Origin of the sequence: Streptomyces sp. NBC_01077, from assembly GCF_045162855.1 — a bacterium.
Lineage (GTDB): Bacteria > Actinomycetota > Actinomycetes > Streptomycetales > Streptomycetaceae > Streptomyces.
The window spans coordinates 8,814,144-8,832,090 of sequence record NZ_CP108669.1; the positions used below are offsets into that span (position 1 = coordinate 8,814,144).

The following is a 17,947-nucleotide window of genomic DNA, read 5'->3' on the forward strand; positions in this document are numbered from 1 at the left end:
CCTCATGCTGCTCGCCCGTGTCGCGGAGGTGTCCCGGGAGGTCGCCGCCACCTCCGCGCGCTCGCGCAAGATCGGCCTTCTCGCCGAGCTGTTCGTGGAGGCCGAGCCCGACGAGAGTCCCCTCGTCATCGCCTACCTCTCGGGCCGGCTCCCGCAGGGGCGGATCGGGGTCGGCTGGAGCGTCCTGAAGGAGGTGGTTCCGCCGGCTGTCCCGTCCGCCGAACGGCCGGGCCTCACGCTCGCGCGCGTCGACGGGGCGATGACGGAACTCGCGGCGGTCTCCGGACCCGGCGTCCGTGCCGAGCGGACCCGGCTCGTCCACGCCCTGTTCGCCGCTGCCACCGACGAGGAGCAGCAGTTCCTGCTGCGGCTGCTCACCGGGGAGGTGCGCCAGGGAGCTCTCGACGCCGTCGCGCTGGAGGGCGTCGCCCAGGCCGCCACCGTGCCCGCCGGTGAGCTGAGGCGCGCCGTGATGCTCGAAGGCTCGCTGCCCCCGGTCGCCCGGGCGGTGCTCGCCGAAGGCGCCACGGCGCTCGACCGGTTCACCCTCCGGGTCGGCAATCCCGTACAGCCGATGCTGGCGCACACCGCGGCCTCCGTCACCGAGGCGATCACCGCACTCGGGCCCTGCGCCGTCGAGGAGAAGCTCGACGGCATCCGCATCCAGGTCCATCGGCGCGGCGACGAGGTCCGTGTCCACACCCGTTCGCTCGACGACATCACCGACCGGCTCCCCGAAGTGGTGGCGACCGCCCGCGCCGTGCCGGCCGACGGGTTCATCCTGGACGGCGAGGTGATCGCGCTCGACCCGGACACCGGACGCCCGGTGTCGTTCCAGTCCATCGCCTCCCGGGTCGGCTCCCGCACCGACGTGGCCGGTGCGCACGCCACCCTGCCTCTCACCCCTGTCTTCTTCGACGTCCTCGCGGTCGACGGCGAGGGCTTGATCGACCGGCCGGGCCGCGAACGGCACGAGGCCCTCGCGCGACTGCTCCCCGAGTCCCAGCGGGTCCGCCGCCTCGTCGTGACCGATCCCGGCGACCCCGCGCAGGGCCGGGCAGCCGAGCTGTTCCTCACCGACACGCTGTCCCGTGGGCACGAAGGTGTCCTGGTCAAGGCCCTGAACGCGCCCTACGTGGCCGGTCGCAGGGGACGCACCTGGCTGAAGGTGAAGCCCGTCCACACCGTCGACCTGGTCGTTCTCGCCGTCGAGCGGGGGCACGGGCGCAGGACCGGGCTCCTCTCCAACCTGCACCTCGGCGCGCGCACCGCCGACGGCGGCTTCGTCATGCTCGGAAAGACCTTCAAGGGACTTACCGACGCCATGTTGCGCTGGCAGACCGAACGGCTCGGTGAACTCGCCGTGGAGGACGACGGATTCACCGTGCGCGTAAGACCCGAGCTCGTCGTCGAGATCGCCTACGACGGTCTCCAGACCTCGACGCGCTACCCGGCCGGCGTCACGCTCCGCTTCGCCCGGGTCCTGCGTCACCGACCCGACAAGCAGGCCTCCGAGGCCGACACCGTCGAGGAGATCATCGGCCGTCGCTGAGCGGACGGCTGGGCGGAGGACGGCGGACCTCGCGGTACGAGGCCCCGCGAGGGATGCTGGAGACGTGGCACGACGAGCCCCGGTACGACGACCGCGGGGGCGCCGCGAGCGACCGGCGGGCCGCGAGGAGATGAGCGACGTGTACGACTTGCACATCGACACCGACGTGACCGTGCAGCTCAGTGGCTGCAGCCGGGAGGACGCGCAGGCCGTCTTCGACGTCCTCGACGGGGTCTACCAGCTGGAGGACCTGACGACGCCGGGCCCGCAGACGACCACGGGGCCTTCCCCCACCGTCTGGACGGCCACCTTCGACACGGCCGGCGGGCGCCACCAGGAGGTGCGCCCCACCCGTCTGAGCTCCCCGGTAGGGGCCACGCTGAGCGGTGGGTACCACGCCGTCGACGAGGTCGAGAAGGTACTCGCCGTCGGCTTCGACATCCAGTCCCTGCAGTCCGTCTCCGGTGACCAGGAGACCGAGGCCCGACTGCTGCTCGCCTCCCGCTGAGCCGGAGGCGTGAACTCCCCGGACGGAGCGGACGGGCGCCGTCCGGGGTTCACACGTGCCCGCGTGCTTCCAGGACCCCGCCGACACCCCCGGTATACACCGTGTGTAGAGTGCTTCGTCGGCCGTAGGTACTGCCCTGACCAGGCGGTTTTCGGCTGTACCGAAGACATCACCGGGGAAAGCGGGTTCCACCATGTTCCGATCCAGGCTGAGCCGACGCAGGGGGACGGCCACTGCCCTGCTCGCCGCGGCGTCGCTGATGCTGACACTCGGCGGCTGCGGACTCGACACCGTCACTCCGCAGGACGCCAGAGGGGACGGCGGAACGGACGACAAGGCGGGCGCCGCGGCTCGTCGTGTCGACTGCGCCAAGGTCAAGTGCATCGCGCTGACCTTCGACGCGGGGCCGGGCAAGGACACCCCCAGGCTCCTCGACATCCTCAAGGAGAAGCAGGTCCCCGCGACCTTCTTCCTGCTCGGCAGCAAGCACGTCGACCGATACCCGCAGGTGGTCAAGCGCATAGCCGACGAGGGTCACGAGGTCGCCAACCACACCTGGACCCATCGGATCCTCACCGATCTCGACGAGGCGGACGTCCGCGACGAGCTGTCCCGCACTCAGGACGCCGTCGAGAAGATCACCGGCCGGAAGCCCACCCTCATGCGCCCGCCGCAGGGCCGCACCGACGAAACGGTGTCCGAGGTCAGCCGGGAACTGGGCCTCGCCCAGATCCTGTGGAGCATCACCGCCAAGGACTACTCCACCACCGACTCCGCGCTCATACGGCAGCGTGTGCTCGAGCAGGCGCACGGCGACGGGATCATCCTGCTCCACGACATCTACGACGGCACGGTCCCGGCCGTTCCCTCCATCATCGACGAGCTCAAGCGGCGAGGCTTCACCTTTGTGACCGTGCCGGAACTCCTTGCCCCCGGCACGGCCGAGCCGGGCGCCGTCTACCGCCCCGAGAAGGACTGACACCGCCCCGAAGCGGCCCGACAAGACCTGCCGAAAACGGGTGATGTGACTCACGTCGCCCACGCGGGCATGCTCGGAACATTCGGGGAAGATTTACCGTTCATACGTATGTGGCTGCGAAGGGGCCTGGTCCCCAAGGTCCCCCCCCCATGAGGTGACCGCCCTTCGCGTCACGGCGATCGGCCCCGGTTGGAATCCCCCGTCCAACCGGGGCTCTGTCGTTCCCGGCCCCTTCCGCCCGGCCCTCTCTCGCCCGGCCTTGTGTCACCCGGCCCCGCGCGCCACGCCACCCTTCCGCAGGGCACGTCAGAGGCGCATGAACGGCGCGCACCCCGGCGCGTTCGACCCGTTCGAGTGAGCCCCTGCATGGTGGCTCCGCCCTCGGGCAGTGATCATCCCGAGCGGCCGGCCGATCACTCGCCGGCCGCTCCGACCAGGGACGATCGAAGGGGGACCCCATGCTCCGCACCACCGCGCGCCCCCGCCGCGCCCTTCTCGCCGCGGCCGCCGCGCTCCTGCTGTCCGGCTGCACCGCCGTCGGACCCGGAGCGCCCAGGACCCCCGGCGTTCCCTCCGGTGCGGCGGCCCAGGACGCACTCCTCAAGGCCGCCGAGCACCGGCTCGTCGTGGACTGCATGAACGGCCAGGGACTCTCGCTGACGTCCCGGCCCCGCGCCCCGGACGAGGAGCGGATGTTCCAGGCGGCGCTCTTCGGCGCCGGTCCCCGGGAACTCTCCGTCACCCTCGCCACGGGCGCCACCGTCACCGCCCATGAGGACGGCTGTCTCGCCGGCGCCAGGCAGCGGCTCTACGGTGACCAGCGCCGCTGGTTCCGGGCCCAGGTGGTCGTCGACAACCTCCGCGCCGAGGCCCAGGCGCGGATGCGCGCCGACCCCGGCCACCGAGCGGCACTCGCCCGGTGGACCCGGTGCGTGACCCCACCGGGTGGCCCCCGCCCCGATCGTCCCGATCCGGTCGTTGCCACCCGCTGCTCCCGCGAGAGCGGACTCGACGAGGTCCAGGTACGGCTCGAGGCCGCCGAGCTGGTCACCGTGCGCGCCCTGCGCCGGGACGAGCTCACCACATACCGGCAGCTGCGCGACCGCGCACTGCGGCGGGCAGCCGAACTGCCCGCGCCCACCCACCCGCAGAAAGGCACCACCCGCTCGTGAAGCGTTTTCTCGTCACCACCGCCGCGGCCCTGTTCGCCGCCACCTCCGGTCTCGCCCTCGCCACCTCCGCGGTGGCGGCCGAATGCCCCAGCGGTGAGTTCTGCGTCTGGCAGGATTCCGACTTCGGCGGCCAGCGCGCCAACTGGAGCGGAGACGACGGCTGGTGGGAGAGCTGGATCTCCGACACCGACTCCTCCTGGGCCAACCACGGCATCTCCGGACCCGGCATCAAGGATCACGTCAAGGTCTACGAGAGCGCCTGGCAGGGCGGCAGCATGACCATCTGTCTCGCCCCGGGCCAGGAGGTCGGCTACAACGGCGCGGCCAACGACCGCGGTGACTCCCATATCTGGTCGATGGGCTGCTGACGCACCTCAGGCGCTCTCCCCGCACCGTGACACGCCTGCCCGTCCCCCCGACGCCGACCGCGTGGGGAGACGGGCAGGCGTGGCGAGGAGGGTGGGTCAGTTCTCGTCGCCCAGCCACAGGTCGGGGCCGAAGACCTCGTAGTGGATGTCGGCGGCGGCGACGCCCCGGCCGACAAGGTCGCCGCGGACCGCGCGGAGGAAGGGCAGCGGCCCGCACAGGTACGCGGTCGTGCCGGCCGGCAGGTCGAGCGTGGTGACGTCCGCGCGACCCGGTCGGGCTCCGGAGTCGCCCGGCTCCTCGTACCAGAGGTGCAGGGTTCCCTGAGGCAGCGCGTCCACGAGACCCAGCAGTTCGGCGGCGTGCGCGTGGGACGCGGGGGTGCGGTCGGCGTGGACGACCACCACCGGTCGGGCCGATCCGGTGGTCGCCAGGTGGTCGAGCATCGCCAGCATCGGGGTGCTGCCGATTCCGGCGGAGGCGAGCAGCAGCGGGCCCTCGCCCTCGGGCAGGACCAGGTCACCGAACGGGGCGGAGACCTCCACCGTGTCTCCCGCACGTGCGTGGGCGTGCAGCCAGGAGGAGACCTCACCGGCCGGGTCGCCGTCGACCCGCTTGACGGTGATCCGCCACTGCGGGTGACCGGGAGCGGCGGACAGGCTGTACTGGCGGATCTGCCGGGCGCCGTCGGGCAGGGCCACCTGGACGCTCACGTACTGGCCCGGCCGGAACGCGGCCGTGGGGGTTCCGTCGGTGTGCCGCAGGACGAGGGAGACCGTGTCGGCCGTCTCCTCGCGCCTCTCGGCGATCTCCATCGACCGCCAGACCTGGCCCTCGGGGACGCCGGTCTCCTGGTAGAGGCGGGCCTCCACCGCGATCAGGGCGTTGGCCATCAGCCAGTACACCTCGTCCCAGGCCCGCGCGACCTCGTCGGTCACCGCGTCGCCGAGGACCTCGACGATCGCCGCGAAGAGGTGCTCGTGCACGGTCTTGTACTGCGCGGACGTGACACCGAGGGAGGCGTGCTTGTGCGCGATGCGCGACAGCATCACGTCGGGACGGGCGTCCGGCCTCTCCAGGAGGGCGCCTGCGAAGGCCGCTATGGAGCCCGCGAGCGCCTGCCGCTGCTCGCCGCTGGCCTGGTTGCCCCGGTTGAACAGATCGCGCAGGAGCTCGGGGTGGGCGGTGAAGAGGCGCCCGTAGAACCGCTCGGTGATCTGGTCGAGCGCGCCGCCGACGGCGGGCAGAGTGGCGCGGACGACCGGGACGGCCTGCTCGGACAGCATGAGAACTCGCAATCTGGTAGATGATCTGCGTATTAAAAGGTGTGCGTGAGCGCCCGAGGGCGTGCACGGCTCAAGGGGTGGGGCGCGGGGTGAGGGAGAGGAGCAGCGGGCCGGTCGGTGACTCCACCAAATCCGCCACGGTCAGGGGATCGAGGATGCGGTAGAACGCCTCCTGCGCCTCGCGCAGCGCGCCTCGCAGTCGGCAGGCGGTGCGCAGCGGGCAGGGCGGATCGCCCTCGCAGGCGACGACCTCCTCTTCGCCCTCCAGGGTGCGGGCCAGCCAGCCCACCGAGGAGCGTCGGCCCCGTTCCGTCAGGACCAGCCCGCCGCCGCGGCCGCGCCGCGCCTCGACCACGCCCAGATGCTGGAGCCGGGTCACGACCTTCGCCATGTGGGCGTAGGGCACGTCCATCGACTCCGCCACCTCGCGGGTGGTGACGGAGTCCTCCTCCGGAGCGGTGACCGCCAGGCGCATCACGGCACGGAGCGCCAGGTCGGTGAACTTCGTCAGTCTCACGCCATGACGCTATCAAAGAGGTACTTGATATGCGCATTAAGGGGTGGGTTCCTGCCCCTGAGCCCGCCCCCCCGTCACCGCCCCCGTCGTCGTCACAGCCACCAGCCGCCCGTGAGCAGGCGGCTGCACGCGGACCCGGCCGGCGCAGCGCGAAGGGCGCGAGCGACCCCGGGAGTCTGCCGGGCTCCGCCAGGGCCTGTCGCAACAGGGAACCAGCGAGCCCGGTGGCCGGTGCCGCCCGCGCCCCCTTCCGTCCGTGCGTGCTTCCTTCCTGTCCTCCTCCGGTGCCTCAGGCGAGGACCTTGGCCTTCGCCTTCTCGAACTCCTCGGGCGTGATCGCGCCCTTGTCCTTCAGGTCCGCGAGGCGGGCCAGTTCGTCGGTGGGGCTGCCACCACCGGCAGCGGTGCCGCCCTCCTGCGTTCCGGCGGCCTTGCGGATGTAGTCCTGGAAGGCGGCCTCGCTCTGCTTGGCCTGCTTGGTGTCACGCTCACTCATGCCCTTGCCCCGGGCGATGACGTAGACCAGCACGCCGAGATACGGGAGCAGGATGCAGAAGATCAGCCAGCCGGCCTTGACCCAGCCGTTGAGGGAGTGGTCCCGGAAGATGTCGGTGACCACCTTGAAGAGCAGGAACAGCCACATGATCCAGAGGAAGAACCACAGCATGGTCCAGAAGAGGTTGAGGAGGGGGTAGTCGTCCATTCCTGCACACTCCGTTCCCGCGCCGGCCGGGAGAGGCCGGGCGTTGCAGCGAGTTTCGCCCAGCCCGGGCGCCCCCGCATGTCGTGGCCGCTCCACGTGCGGGCCGCCGGCCGCCGTGTTCGGATGGAGGCCGCGGACCGCGGTGCGGCGCCGACGACGCACGCGCGGAACTGCGTACGGACGTGCAACCACAGGCGGAGCCGCGTACCGCACGAGGAACGGAGCGCCATGGGGCCGGTGGAATGTGTCGTGCTCGCCTTCCCGGGGGAGCGGCTGAAGGTGGCGGCGGTGACGGCCGTCGCCGAACTGCGCAGAGCGGGCCAGGTACGCCTCATCGACTCGCTCGTCGTGGTCAAGTCGGTCGGTGGGGAGGTGTCCACCTCCGAACTCGTCGAGTACGAGGAGTACGACGAGGCCACCGCCGAGATCGGCCCCGAGGTGAATCTGCTCGGCCCCGAGGACGCCGAGGAGGCGGCCGAGACACTCGACCCCGGCTCGTGCGCCCTGATGCTGCTCGTCGAACACGTCTGGGCCGCACGGGCTTCCGACGCGATCCGCGAGGCCGGTGGCCGCATCGCGGGGACCGTGCGGGTGCCGCCCGAGCACGTCCGACAGGCGAAGGACGCCTACCGCGAGGCCATGGCCGCGGCCACGGTCGGAAGGAGCTGACGATGTTCCTGCGACGCCGTCCCCTCGGACGCCCCGTCATCCGGCCCGCCGGAGCCCCTCTCCTGCGCGGCGCACTCGTCGGCGGCGCGGCCTACGCGGCCGGCCGGAGTTCCGCCAGGGCCGCACGCCGGGAACAGGACCAGGAGGAGGCGATCGCGGATCTCCAGGCCCAGCAGCAGTCGGCCGTCGCTCCGCCACCGGCGCCGACCGCGCCACAGGCCGTCGCTCCCGCGCCGGCCGCTCCCGCCTCCGGTGGGGCGCCCTCGGTCACCGACCAGCTCGTCCGGCTCGGCGAACTCGCCCAGCAAGGGCTGCTCACCCCCGAGGAGTTCGCAGCCGCCAAAGCCGAACTGCTCGGCGTCTGAAGGGGTTTCGGGGCGCGCGTTTGCGAGGAGGTGCGGTGCCGTTCAGGCGCTGCGCAGGGCCGCGAGCGCGCGATCGGCGTGGGCGCTCATACGCAGCTCGCTGCGTACGACCTCCCGTACCCGCCGGTCCTGGCCGATCACGAACGTGACCCGCTTCGTCGGCGCGAGCGAGAACCCGCGCTTCACGCCGAACCGGTCGCGTACGGCACCGTCCGGGTCGGACAGCAGCGGGTAGCCGAGCGAGTGCCGCTCGGCGAACTCCTGCTGGCGCTCCACCCCGTCCGTGCTGATGCCGACGGGCAGCGCGCCGACGGCGCGGAACTCGGCCGCGAGATCGCGGAAGTGACAGGCCTCGGCGGTGCAGCCGGGGGTGAGCGCCGCAGGGTAGAAGAAGAGGACGACCGGCCCCTCGGCCAGCAGGCCGGTCAGAGAGCGCGGGGCGCCCGTCTCGTCCGGAAGGCTGAAGTCCTCGACGAGGTCACCGACGTTCATAGAGGCCCGTCCCCGATCCGTACGTGCTCCGCCACCGGCGCGTCCGGTGGCCGGCCGGTGACGTTACCGCACGGTAGGACTCGCCGTCACCCTTTCGGGTGCGCCGTCATCCCTGGTGCGCCGTCGCCGCCGCGGCTGCTGTCGCCGCCCCGCTCCGTGCCGCGGCGCGCCGGTCGAGCACGGTGAGGGCCCGCTCGCCCCAGCGCAGGTTCTCCTCCTCGAAGAACCGGCCGCGCATCAGCGTGAGGTACGGGCCCACCCGCTCCGCCTCGTCGAGGTACGTCTCCTCGTCCCGCCCGGCGAGCATCCACTCCCGCAGCCGGTCGTAGCGGGCCAGCTTCGCCCGCGCCGTCTCCATCCGCTGGGCCACGAACCCGCGCACGGCCACCGTGTCGCCCTCGTCGCAGGCCTGCACCTGGACCAGCAGCTCGTCCCGTACGGCGCTGGGGCGCGGCGCCGTGGAGGTGTAGGTGGCCAGATCCCGCATCCCCGGCTCAGTGAGACTGAACATGCGCTTGTTGGGACGCCGTTCCTGCTCGACCACACGCGCCGTGATCAGGCCGGCCTCGGCGAGCTTGTCCAGCTCGCGATAGAGCTGCTGCGGGGTGGCGGCCCAGAAGTTGGCGACGGACACGTCGAAGATCTTGGCAAGGTCGTATCCGGATGCCTCGCCCTCCAGGAGAGCTGCGAGGACGGCGTGCTTGAGGGACATTCCGCCACGCTAGCAGCACGTTGAATAGTTTCCTCCGCACCTATTCAACCGGTGATCCCCAGGCCGGACGGGGGTCCTACGCTGGCACGTCCGTCCGGCGCCTGCCTAGGCTGGAGGGAGGGGACGGCAGATCCGAGGGGCAACGCGATGGACAGCCACACGTTTGTCTACACCACCTATATCCGGACAACCCCCGACGAGCTCTGGAAAGCGCTCACGGACCCGGCGTTCACCCGCCGGTACTGGGGTGTGGCCTTCGAGAGCGAGTGGACCCCCGGCGCCCCCATGGCCTGGGACGAGAACGGACGCAGGACCGTCGACCCCGAGCAGATCGTCCTCGATGCAGAGCCGGGCCGCCTCCTCTCGTACACCTGGCACACCTTCACGCGGGACTGGGCGGAGGCCGTACGCCTCGGACAGGACGTGTACGAGAGGCTCGCCCGGGAGCCCCGGTCCAAGGTGACCTTCCTGATCGAGCCCTCCGGCGACACGGTCAAGCTCACGGTCACCCACGGTGACCTGGAACCCGACGGCCTGATGAAGGGCATGATCGGCGAGGGCTGGCCCGCGCTGATCTCCAGCCTCAAGTCCCTTCTGGAGACGGGCGAGGAACTCCCGGAGCCGCCCCGCTGACCCTGATCCCGACCCTGACCCACAGCCGCCGCGCCGAATCAGGCCCGCAGCCGCCCCGCTGCCCCGACCCACCGCGCGGCCGTCCCAGGCCTGCCGACCCCCGTGCGCAGCCGCGCCCGCTGGCCCATTCGAGTCGTCTCGCCCGCCACTCCGCCGCCACGCCCGGCGCCTTGATCATCCGTTTCTCCTTTCATCCGATTTGATGCTGCGGTCGGCACCGCCCGCCGGCATCGCCGTCAGAAAGGGGAGGGTGTCCGACGTGGCGTCACGCAGATACGTACGGGGGTGGGGAGCGCTCTCCCTGGCCGTCGGAGCCGTTCTCGTCAGTACGGCGGCCCAGTCGTCCGCCGACCCCGACGCGCGGACCGTCGTGGTCCCGGAACCCACCGCCCTCGTCACGGTGGACGGCTGCGCCACCGGTGGCGTCCTGTGCTCCGCACCCCGCCGCACCGTCGCGCTGAGCGGCGGGCGGATCCTCACGGGGAACCCGTTCACGCTCGGCACCGAGGCCTCCGGGCCGCTGGAACTCGCGCTGCGCACCCCCGGAGTACTCGCCGACGTCACCGTCACCGACCAACGGGGCCATCGTGTGGCCGGGGCGCCGAGCGCCGACGGCACCCGGTGGACCAGCGCCGCGCCGCTGCCTGCGGGCGCCCGTTACGCCGCCCGCCTGGTCGTCGAGCGGCCCGGCGCCGAAGGCCCCGACCGGCACCGGGCCCGCCTGGACTTCCGTACGGCCGCCGCCCCCGCCGGGGAACGGCTCACCGTCACCTTCGGACCGGACGACGGCGGAACGTACGGCGTCGGCCAGCCGGTCACCGCCGAACTCAGCCACCCCGTCCCGGCGGACGCCCCCGAGGCCCGCCGAGTCGTCGAACGCGCCCTCCTCGTGCGGACCGAACCCCACGTCGAAGGCGCCTGGTACTGGGTCGACTCCGGCACCCTCCACTACCGGCCCCGCGCGTACTGGCCCAGCCGCACCACCGTCCGGGTCCGCAGCGGCCTCGAAGGGGCCTGGGTCACCGGCGGCCTCTACGGCGGCCGCTCACGGCCCCTCACCTTCACCACCGGGGCCCGGATCGAAGCGGTCACCGACATCTCCGCCCTCCGGATGACCGTGTTCCGCGACGGGCAGCCGCTCCGTACCCTCCCGGTCACCACCGGCAGGGCCGGCTACCGCACCCGGGGCGGCACCAAGGTCGTCCTCGGCAAGGAGCCGCTCGTCCGGATGCGAGGTGACTCCATCGGCATCGCCCGCGGCAGCCGCGACTACTTCGACCTGAAGGTCCGCTGGGCCACCCGGGTGACCTGGAGCGGCGAGTACCTGCACGCCGCCCCGTGGTCGCTCGACGCGCAGGGCAGCGAGAACGTCAGCCACGGCTGCACCGGCATGAGCACCGCGGACGCCGCCTGGCTGTACGAAACCGTCCGGGAAGGGGACCTCGTCCGCGTGATCAACGGGTACGGCGAACCCATGACCCCCTTCGACAACGGCTTCGGCGACTGGAACCTCAGCTGGCCCGACTGGCGCCGGGGGAGCGCCTTCGACCCTGGCGCCACCGGTCCCCGTTCCGTAACCGCGACGACCGTCCTCCGCCCCACGCTGTGAACCCCAGGGAGTTCTGATGACGGACATCACCCAGGTCGACGTCGGCGACGCGACCCTCTTCGTGGAGGCGCGGCGGCTCGGCCCCGACTCCGAGCTCGAAGGCCTCGGCGGCCGCCTGCCCGACCTCTCCGCGGTCACCGAGGCGCTCGCCGCCTTCGCCGGGCAGATCGGGGACGCCCTCCACCGGGCGGCCCCGGACCGCGCGACCGTCGAGTTCGGCTGCCAACTCGGCCTGGACGCGGGGAAACTCACCGCGCTCGTCGTCCAGGGCAGTGCGAACGCGAGTCTGCGCGTCACCCTCGAATGGTCGAAGTCGCCGCACTGAGCCCGCGCGCCGCCCCGGCCGTCGGGGTGGCGCTCACACCCGGCATCGCTCCACGCACCCACGACACCCTGCTACTCCCGTGCGTCGCCGCTCACCGGGTCCGAGGACAGCCGCTGGGCCGCGTAGATCGGTATCACCGACAGCAGCACGAGTACCGCGGCCACCACGTTCACCACGGGGGCCTGCTGAGGGCGGGTCATGTTGTTGGAGATCCACACCGGCAGGGTCTGCACACCCGGCCCCGCGGTGAACGTCGTCACCACGATCTCGTCGAAGGAGAGCGCGAAGGCCAGCAGTCCGCCCGCCAGCAGAGCCGACCGCATCAGCGGGAAGGTGATGTCCCAGAAGGCGCGGAAGGTGTGTGCCCCCAGGTCCATGGCCGCCTCCTCGTACGAGCCGGGCAGTCGCCGCAGCCGGGCCACCACGTTGTTGAAGACCACCACGATGCAGAACGTCGCATGACCCACCACCACCGTGAACATCCCGAGGCCCACGCCGAGCGGCTCAAGGACCGTGGTGAAGGCCGAGTTGAGTGCGATGCCCGTGACGATGCCGGGCAGCGCGATCGGCAGGACCACCGCGAAGGAGACGGCCTCGCGCCCGAAGAAGGTGAACCGCTGCACCGCGAAGGCGATGAGCGTACCGAGCACGAGCGCCACCACCGTCGCCGCGAGCCCGGCCTTCACCGAGGTCCACAGCGCCGCCCGGGCGCCCTCGTTGTCCCAGGCCGCCGCCCACCAGTCGAGGGTGATTCCCGGCGGCGGCCAGCTCGCCGAACGGTCCGGGTTGAACGAACCGAGGAGGACGAGCAGCAGCGGCAGGTAGATCGCCGCGAAGCCGAGGCCGGCCGCGGTGCGCAGCGCGATCCGCGCGGGTCGGGAGAGATTCATCGGTCGCGGTCCTTCCGGCCGGTCACAGGCTGCGCAGCGCGCCGGAGCGTCGCACCGCGAGCAGGTACACCACGATGACGGCGACCGGCACGGTGCCGAGCGCGGCGGCCAGCGGCAGGTTGAGGGTGACGTTGGAGGAGACGAGATTGCCGATCAGCTGGGTCTTGCCGCCCACGATCTGCACGGTGATGTAGTCGCCGAGGCTCAGCGAGAAGGTGAAGACGGACCCGGCGGCCACCGCCGGCCGAACCATGGGCAGGACGACGGAGACGAACGTCCGCCACGTCCTCGCCCCCAGGTCGGCGGAGGCGTGCAGCAGGTTCTCCGGGAGCTGGACGAGCGCGGTGTGGATCGGCAGCACCATGTACGGCAGCCAGAGGTACGTCAGCACGAGCACCGTGGCCGTCAGGCCGTACCCCGGTCCGCTCAGGCCGAACGGCCGCAGCGCCCAGTCCAGCGGACCGCCCTCGGAGAGGATCAGCCGCCACGCGTACACCTTCACCAGATAGCCGGCCCAGAGCGGCATGAGCAGCGCCACCACGAGCAGTGGCCGGCGGCGGGGGTGCGCGACCCGGGCGGTGTAGAAGGCGAGGGGGAAGGCGAGGAGGGCGCAGAGCGCGGTCACGCCGAGGGCGATGGCGACGGTGCGCAGGACGACGGTCCGGTAGACGGGCGAGCTGAGGAGCTCCTCGAAGTTGCGCGAGGTCCAGATCCGCACGACCTCCGAGGTGAAGCTGTCGGTCGACCAGAACGCGGAGAGGAACAGGGCGGCGAGCGAGCCGAGATAGGCGAGCACCAGCCACAGCAGCGGGGCGGTGAGCAGGGCTGCGAGCCGTACCCGGGGTCGCCGGTGCAGGGCCCCGGCGAGCCGCCGGACGGGTCCGGCGCCTCGTGCGGGCGACTCGGGGGAGCGCCCGGGGGAGGCGAGCGGGGACAACGGGGACAGTGGGGAGAGTGCGGTCATGGGACGGGTCAGCCCTTGATCTCGGTCCAGGCCTGGACCCACTTGGCGTACGGCACACAGCGCGCGTCCGTACGGCCGTCGAGGCACTGCTCGATCGGCGTCGTCCAGAAGTGGACCTGCTTCCAGTACGTCTCGTCTGCGGCGTGGAAGGTGGCGCAGTGGCTCTTGTCGGTGGTCTCCGCGCAGGACTTCGCGTTGGCCGGGGCCTCGCCGAAGTACTCGGCGACCTGTGCGTTGGTCTTCGGCGAGACGATCCAGTCGAGCCACTTGTAGGCGCAGGTGGGGTGCTTGGCCTTGGCGGAGACCATCCAGGTGTCGGACCAGCCGGTGGAGCCCTCCTTCGGCAGGACCGCCTCGACCTTCGCGCCCTCGGCCCGGGTGAGGTTGGCGATGACCTGCCAGCTGGTGCCGACGACCGAGTCGCCGCTCTTGAAGGCGGAGACCGCCTTGAGGTAGTCGCTCCAGTACTCGCCGATGTGCTTGTTCTGCTCCTTGAGCAGGGCGACGGAGGCGTCGAACTGCTTCTGGTCGAGGGCGTAGGGGTTCTCGATGCCGAGCTCGGGCTTCGTCGCCCTGAGGTACAGGGCGGCGTCGGCGAGGTAGATGGGCGAGTCGTAGGCGGTGACCTTGCCGCTGTGCGCCGAGGCCTTGTCGAAGACGGCGGACCAGGAGTCGGGTGCGGGCTTCACCTTCTCCGTGTCGTACATGAGGAGGTTGGCTCCCCGGCCGTGCGGGATGCCGTAGGCGACTCCCTTGACGGAGTTCCACTCCTTGCCCTTGAGCCCGGCGAAGACATCGGCGTAGTTCGGGATCAGCGCGGTGTTCACGGGGGCGGCGTCACCGGAGGCGATGAGCCGCAGGGACGCGTCGCCGGAGGCGGAGACGGCGTCGTACGCGCCGGTCTTCATCAGCGCGACCATCTCGTCCGAGGTGGCCGCCGTCCTGGTGTTGACCTGGCAGCCGGTCTGCTTCTCGAAGGCGCTGACCCAGTCGACCTCGGGGTCGGTGGACCCGTCCTCGACGTATCCGGCCCAGGCGATCAGGTTGACCTCGCCTTCGGCCTTGCCGAGCGCGGTCGGCGCCTTCAGATCGGGCGGGTTGAGGCCGCCGGACTTCCCGGAGCCGGCCGGGTCGGCCGATCCGCAGGCGGTGAGGAGCAGCAGCACCGAGAGGGCGGCTGCGGTGCGGAGGGAGCGGGGCGGGCGCACGTGGTTCTCCGTTGCGTGAGGGGGCGTTACGGGGACGGGCTGACGTGGCTCGGTTCTTGTGTGCGGCTCGCGGCGGGGGCGTTACGGGTTGTCCGGTACGCGTACGGCGTGCTGCGGGTGCCAGCCGAGGCCGACCCGGGCGCCCCGGAAGGCGGCGAGGTCGGCGGAGGAGGTGTCCAGGTTCTGCTGGAGTGCGGTGAGCCGCCCGCCCGCGTCGAGGTCGACCAGGAAGCGGGTGGAGTCGCCGAGGTAGACAACCTCGGCGACCGTGCCGGAGGCCGTCGCGAGCCCGGGCTCGTCGGGGGTCGTGCGGCCGCTGAGGACGCGGATCTTCTCCGGTCTGATGCTGTACGTGCCCGGTGCCCCGACGAGCCGTCGGGCGGTGTCCCCGCTCAGCAGGTTGGAGGTGCCGACGAACCCGGCCACGAACGGGGTCGCGGGCCGCTCGTAGATCTCGGCGGGGGTGCCGACCTGTTCGATACGGCCCTGATGGAAGACCGCGATCCGGTCGCTCATCGTCAGCGCCTCCTCCTGGTCGTGGGTGACGAACACGAAGGTGATGCCGACCTCCCGCTGGATCTCCTTGAGCTCGACCTGCATCCGCTCGCGGAGCTTGAGGTCGAGCGCGCCCAGCGGTTCGTCGAGCAGCAGCACGCGGGGGCGGCCGACGAGGGCTCGGGCCAGGGCGACCCGCTGCCGCTGGCCGCCGGAGAGCTCGGCGGGCCGGCGCCGTCCGAGGCCGTCGAGCCCCACCCGGGTGAGTGCCGCGCGGGCCCGCACCAGGCGTTCGGCGCGGGGTACCCCGCGTACCTTCAGGCCGTAGGCGACGTTCTGTTCGACCGTCATGTGCGGGAAGAGCGCGTAGTCCTGGAACACCGTGTGCACGTCACGCTCGAAGGGGGCGAGCCGGGTGACGTCGCGTCCGGCCAGCTCGACCGTGCCGGCGCTCGGTGCCTCGAAGCCGGCGGTCAGCCGCAGCACGGTCGTCTTTCCCGAACCGGAGGGGCCGAGCATCGAGAAGAACTCGCCGTCGGCGATCTCCAGGTCCACCCCGGCCACGGCTTCGGTCCTGCCGTAGGTCTTGCGCAGTCCCGTCAGCCTGATCGCCATTCCCTCCATGGGCGGGAACCTTTCTGGTGCGGTGGAGCGTTGCTCGGGCGTGAGCGCAAACATATGAAGTCATAGTTCAAATCTCAAGACCCCTTTAAGGTAAAGGCTGAGTCAACGCTCGACGCACGAGGTGGTTAACCGTGAGACCAGACGGCAGACCGGAGATCGGCGGCGCGGCCGGGACGGGCACCGCCCGCAGGGCCGTCTTCACGCCCGTCGACACCCGGGCGCGGGTGGACACCGTCGTCCGCCGCATCGGCGACGCCATCGAGCTCGGACTCCTCGCCGACGGGGAGCAGTTGCCCGGCGAGACCGAGCTCGCCGGACAGCTCGGCGTCTCCACCGTCACCCTGCGCGAAGCCCTCATGGCCCTGCGCCAGCAGGGACTCGTCACCACCCGCCGGGGCCGAGGCGGCGGCAGCTTCGTCACCCTGCCCGACAGCCCTCCGGAGGAGCGCCTGCGGGCCCGCCTTGCCGACTGGTCCACCGAGGAGCTGCGCGATCTCGGCGACCACTGGGCCGCCGTCTCCGGCGCGGCCGCCTTGCTCGCCGCGCGGCGCACCCAACCCGGTGACCTGCGGCCCCTCGTCCGTACGGCCGAGGAATTCGCCACCGCCGAGGACCCGGCGACCCGCAGCCGGCTCTACGGACGCTTCCACGTCGAACTCGCCGCCGCGGCCCAGTCCGCCCGCCTCACCCGCGAGGAGATCGCCCTCCAGACAGACCTGGGCGCACTGCTGTGCCTCGTCCTCGACGCGCCCGACTGTCTGCGCAGTGTGTCGGATCGTCACCACGCTGTGATCTCCGCAGTGCAGGATGAGGCCGACGAGCGGGCCAGAACGCTCGCCGAGACGTGCGTACAGGAGTCGGTGGGGCGGCTGATCGCGCTGCGCCTCGCCACCCCCGGGCGTGCACCCGAGCCTCGTTCCGAGGAGGACACACATGGGCAGGAGCACCGGGCTCGCGGGCCGCGCGGCGGCCACGGCTGACACCCCGCGCAGGGGGAGGACCACGCCGAGCGAAGCACCGGACCCGGCTCGGAGTACGCGCGACGAGGCACCGGATCCTGCTCGGAGCACGCTCGACGAGGCACCGGACCCGGCCTCGGACTCTGCCCCGAACGCACTCGACGATGCCGCGGCCCGCGTCCGGGACACCCTCGAAGAGGTCTTCCTCGCCGTCGCCGCGACCGGCGCCGACACCAGCGACCTCCTCGCCGGTCTCGCCGGCGCGGGCCGGGAGCCCCGCGCGAGCGACCTGACCGCCCTGCGCCCCGGGCTGCGCGCCCGGCTCGACAGCCACCCGCTCGTCTCCGGCGTGGGCTTCGTCGCCGCGCCCGGGCTCCTCGGCGACGTGCCCGGCTGGCTGGAGTGGTGGCAGCGCGGCCCCGGCGGCGCCGTCCGGCCGCTCCTGCTCGACCTGGATCCCGAGCACTCCGCGTACTCCGACTACACCCACTGGGACTGGTACACCCTGCCCCGCGAGACCGGCAGCCGCGCCGTCGCCGGGCCGTACGTCGACTACCTGTGCTCCGACGAGTACAGCCTCACGCTCTCCGCGCCGGTCACGCTCGACGGCCGCTTCGTGGGGGTGGCCGCCGCCGACGTCTACCTGCGTCACTTCGAGGCGGCCGTGCTCCCCGTGCTCCAGCGGCTGCCCGCACCCGCCCGACTGGTCAACGCGCGCGGCCGGGTCGCCGCCTCCACCGACCCGGCCCACCTCGTCGGATCCCTCACCAAGGGACCCGACTTCGGCGCCGTCCTCGCGGGACCGCCGGCCGAGCACCGCGCCGAGGGCGGCCTGCGCCTGCTGCCCTGCTCGGGCACCCCGCTCGTCCTGGTCACGGCACAGAGCGCGGCGGAGAGCGCCGAGGACTGAGGCCGCCAG

Annotated in this window: 21 protein-coding genes; 12 read left to right on the forward strand and 9 right to left on the reverse strand. The window is 71.9% G+C overall.

What is annotated here, in order from left to right; translation table 11 throughout:
- The first annotated feature begins 4 nt into the window (after nucleotides 1-4).
- The 5 genes from OG462_RS39450 to OG462_RS39470 all read left to right on the forward strand — a co-directional run bounded on the left by OG462_RS39450 (nucleotide 5) and on the right by OG462_RS39470 (nucleotide 4,579).
- On the forward strand, nucleotides 5-1,552 hold the full coding sequence (locus tag OG462_RS39450; protein WP_406065496.1) for an ATP-dependent DNA ligase: 1,548 nt from the start codon (nucleotides 5-7) through the stop codon (nucleotides 1,550-1,552).
- 64 nt (nucleotides 1,553-1,616) lie between these two features.
- Nucleotides 1,617-2,060 carry a hypothetical protein gene (locus OG462_RS39455; RefSeq protein WP_406065497.1) on the forward strand — a complete coding sequence of 148 codons (444 nt, stop codon included), beginning with the start codon at nucleotides 1,617-1,619 and terminating at the stop codon, nucleotides 2,058-2,060.
- A 193-nt stretch (nucleotides 2,061-2,253) separates the two neighbouring features.
- Nucleotides 2,254-3,039: a polysaccharide deacetylase family protein gene (locus OG462_RS39460; protein WP_406065499.1), complete on the forward strand. Its 786-nt coding sequence runs from the start codon at nucleotides 2,254-2,256 to the stop codon at nucleotides 3,037-3,039.
- Between the two features lie 458 nt (nucleotides 3,040-3,497).
- Nucleotides 3,498-4,211, forward strand: coding sequence for a hypothetical protein (locus OG462_RS39465; RefSeq protein ID WP_406065501.1), 714 nt, complete (start codon nucleotides 3,498-3,500; stop codon nucleotides 4,209-4,211).
- Complete coding sequence (locus OG462_RS39470; RefSeq protein WP_406065503.1) at nucleotides 4,208-4,579, forward strand: peptidase inhibitor family I36 protein; 372 nt, start codon at nucleotides 4,208-4,210, stop codon at nucleotides 4,577-4,579. The genes OG462_RS39465 and OG462_RS39470 overlap by 4 nt, the downstream gene beginning before the upstream one ends.
- Nucleotides 4,580-4,675: 96 nt before the next feature.
- Here OG462_RS39470 and OG462_RS39475 read toward each other — a convergent pair whose 3' ends face one another.
- From OG462_RS39475 to OG462_RS39485, 3 genes are all read right to left on the reverse strand, one after another.
- Nucleotides 4,676-5,863 carry a globin domain-containing protein gene (locus OG462_RS39475; protein WP_406065505.1) on the reverse strand — a complete coding sequence of 396 codons (1,188 nt, stop codon included), beginning with the start codon at nucleotides 5,861-5,863 and terminating at the stop codon, nucleotides 4,676-4,678.
- Nucleotides 5,864-5,933: 70 nt separating this feature from the next.
- A complete protein-coding gene (locus OG462_RS39480) occupies nucleotides 5,934-6,380 on the reverse strand; it encodes an RrF2 family transcriptional regulator (RefSeq protein ID WP_406065507.1) in 447 nt (148 codons plus the stop codon).
- 289 nt (nucleotides 6,381-6,669) lie between these two features.
- Nucleotides 6,670-7,083, reverse strand: a complete 414-nt coding sequence (locus tag OG462_RS39485; RefSeq protein WP_406065509.1) for an SHOCT domain-containing protein — start codon at nucleotides 7,081-7,083, stop codon at nucleotides 6,670-6,672.
- Nucleotides 7,084-7,311: 228 nt separating this feature from the next.
- Here OG462_RS39485 and OG462_RS39490 point away from each other — a divergent pair, with 228 nt between their 5' ends.
- Nucleotides 7,312-7,752, forward strand: a complete 441-nt coding sequence (locus OG462_RS39490) for a DUF6325 family protein (protein WP_406065511.1) — start codon at nucleotides 7,312-7,314, stop codon at nucleotides 7,750-7,752.
- A gap of 2 nt (nucleotides 7,753-7,754) precedes the next feature.
- Nucleotides 7,755-8,117, forward strand: a complete 363-nt coding sequence (locus tag OG462_RS39495) for an SHOCT domain-containing protein (RefSeq protein ID WP_406065513.1) — start codon at nucleotides 7,755-7,757, stop codon at nucleotides 8,115-8,117.
- Nucleotides 8,118-8,159: 42 nt separating this feature from the next.
- Here OG462_RS39495 and OG462_RS39500 read toward each other — a convergent pair whose 3' ends face one another.
- Together OG462_RS39500 and OG462_RS39505 are read right to left on the reverse strand one after the other, a co-directional pair.
- A complete protein-coding gene (locus OG462_RS39500; protein WP_406065515.1) occupies nucleotides 8,160-8,609 on the reverse strand; it encodes a peroxiredoxin in 450 nt (149 codons plus the stop codon).
- Nucleotides 8,610-8,715: 106 nt separating this feature from the next.
- Nucleotides 8,716-9,321, reverse strand: a complete 606-nt coding sequence (locus OG462_RS39505) for a PadR family transcriptional regulator (RefSeq protein WP_406065517.1) — start codon at nucleotides 9,319-9,321, stop codon at nucleotides 8,716-8,718.
- Nucleotides 9,322-9,468: 147 nt separating this feature from the next.
- Between OG462_RS39505 and OG462_RS39510 the strand changes: the two genes are divergently transcribed.
- The 3 genes from OG462_RS39510 (at nucleotide 9,469) to OG462_RS39520 (ending at nucleotide 11,888) form a co-directional block, all read left to right on the forward strand.
- Nucleotides 9,469-9,954 carry an SRPBCC family protein gene (locus OG462_RS39510; RefSeq protein ID WP_406065519.1) on the forward strand — a complete coding sequence of 162 codons (486 nt, stop codon included), beginning with the start codon at nucleotides 9,469-9,471 and terminating at the stop codon, nucleotides 9,952-9,954.
- Nucleotides 9,955-10,213: 259 nt separating this feature from the next.
- Entirely contained in the window at nucleotides 10,214-11,563 is a 1,350-nt protein-coding gene (locus OG462_RS39515; protein WP_406065521.1) for an Ig-like domain-containing protein, read from the forward strand.
- A 16-nt stretch (nucleotides 11,564-11,579) separates the two neighbouring features.
- On the forward strand, nucleotides 11,580-11,888 hold the full coding sequence (locus OG462_RS39520) for a CU044_2847 family protein (RefSeq protein ID WP_406065522.1): 309 nt from the start codon (nucleotides 11,580-11,582) through the stop codon (nucleotides 11,886-11,888).
- 71 nt (nucleotides 11,889-11,959) lie between these two features.
- Here OG462_RS39520 and OG462_RS39525 read toward each other — a convergent pair whose 3' ends face one another.
- The 4 genes from OG462_RS39525 to OG462_RS39540 form a co-directional block, all read right to left on the reverse strand.
- A complete protein-coding gene (locus OG462_RS39525) occupies nucleotides 11,960-12,778 on the reverse strand; it encodes an ABC transporter permease (protein ID WP_406065524.1) in 819 nt (272 codons plus the stop codon).
- 22 nt (nucleotides 12,779-12,800) lie between these two features.
- A complete protein-coding gene (locus OG462_RS39530; RefSeq protein ID WP_406065526.1) occupies nucleotides 12,801-13,742 on the reverse strand; it encodes an ABC transporter permease in 942 nt (313 codons plus the stop codon).
- A gap of 8 nt (nucleotides 13,743-13,750) precedes the next feature.
- Entirely contained in the window at nucleotides 13,751-14,950 is a 1,200-nt protein-coding gene (locus OG462_RS39535) for an ABC transporter substrate-binding protein (RefSeq protein WP_406065528.1), read from the reverse strand.
- Between the two features lie 81 nt (nucleotides 14,951-15,031).
- Complete coding sequence (locus OG462_RS39540; protein WP_406065530.1) at nucleotides 15,032-16,069, reverse strand: ABC transporter ATP-binding protein; 1,038 nt, start codon at nucleotides 16,067-16,069, stop codon at nucleotides 15,032-15,034.
- Between the two features lie 131 nt (nucleotides 16,070-16,200).
- On the opposite strand from OG462_RS39540, the gene OG462_RS39545 reads away from it, so the two are divergent.
- Together OG462_RS39545 and OG462_RS39550 are read left to right on the forward strand one after the other, a co-directional pair.
- Nucleotides 16,201-17,049 carry a FadR/GntR family transcriptional regulator gene (locus OG462_RS39545; protein WP_406065532.1) on the forward strand — a complete coding sequence of 283 codons (849 nt, stop codon included), beginning with the start codon at nucleotides 16,201-16,203 and terminating at the stop codon, nucleotides 17,047-17,049.
- Complete coding sequence (locus OG462_RS39550) at nucleotides 17,003-17,938, forward strand: cache domain-containing protein (RefSeq protein ID WP_406065534.1); 936 nt, start codon at nucleotides 17,003-17,005, stop codon at nucleotides 17,936-17,938. The genes OG462_RS39545 and OG462_RS39550 overlap by 47 nt, the downstream gene beginning before the upstream one ends.
- Nucleotides 17,939-17,947: the final 9 nt, after the last annotated feature.

Bases quoted from the DNA above. Each gene is read 5' to 3' on its own strand.
- OG462_RS39450 (WP_406065496.1), top strand. From the start codon at position 5: ATGCTGCTCGCCCGTGTCGCGGAGGTGTCCCGGGAGGTCGCCGCCACC.
- OG462_RS39460 (WP_406065499.1), top strand. From the start codon at position 2,254: ATGTTCCGATCCAGGCTGAGCCGACGCAGGGGGACGGCCACTGCCCTG.
- OG462_RS39465 (WP_406065501.1), top strand. From the start codon at position 3,498: ATGCTCCGCACCACCGCGCGCCCCCGCCGCGCCCTTCTCGCCGCGGCC.
- OG462_RS39475 (WP_406065505.1), bottom strand. From the start codon at position 5,863: ATGCTGTCCGAGCAGGCCGTCCCGGTCGTCCGCGCCACTCTGCCCGCC.
- OG462_RS39485 (WP_406065509.1), bottom strand. From the start codon at position 7,083: ATGGACGACTACCCCCTCCTCAACCTCTTCTGGACCATGCTGTGGTTC.
- OG462_RS39490 (WP_406065511.1), top strand. From the start codon at position 7,312: ATGGGGCCGGTGGAATGTGTCGTGCTCGCCTTCCCGGGGGAGCGGCTG.
- OG462_RS39495 (WP_406065513.1), top strand. From the start codon at position 7,755: ATGTTCCTGCGACGCCGTCCCCTCGGACGCCCCGTCATCCGGCCCGCC.
- OG462_RS39500 (WP_406065515.1), bottom strand. From the start codon at position 8,609: ATGAACGTCGGTGACCTCGTCGAGGACTTCAGCCTTCCGGACGAGACG.
- OG462_RS39505 (WP_406065517.1), bottom strand. From the start codon at position 9,321: ATGTCCCTCAAGCACGCCGTCCTCGCAGCTCTCCTGGAGGGCGAGGCA.
- OG462_RS39510 (WP_406065519.1), top strand. From the start codon at position 9,469: ATGGACAGCCACACGTTTGTCTACACCACCTATATCCGGACAACCCCC.
- OG462_RS39520 (WP_406065522.1), top strand. From the start codon at position 11,580: ATGACGGACATCACCCAGGTCGACGTCGGCGACGCGACCCTCTTCGTG.
- OG462_RS39525 (WP_406065524.1), bottom strand. From the start codon at position 12,778: ATGAATCTCTCCCGACCCGCGCGGATCGCGCTGCGCACCGCGGCCGGC.
- OG462_RS39530 (WP_406065526.1), bottom strand. From the start codon at position 13,742: ATGACCGCACTCTCCCCACTGTCCCCGTTGTCCCCGCTCGCCTCCCCC.
- OG462_RS39540 (WP_406065530.1), bottom strand. From the start codon at position 16,069: ATGGAGGGAATGGCGATCAGGCTGACGGGACTGCGCAAGACCTACGGC.
- OG462_RS39550 (WP_406065534.1), top strand. From the start codon at position 17,003: ATGGGCAGGAGCACCGGGCTCGCGGGCCGCGCGGCGGCCACGGCTGAC.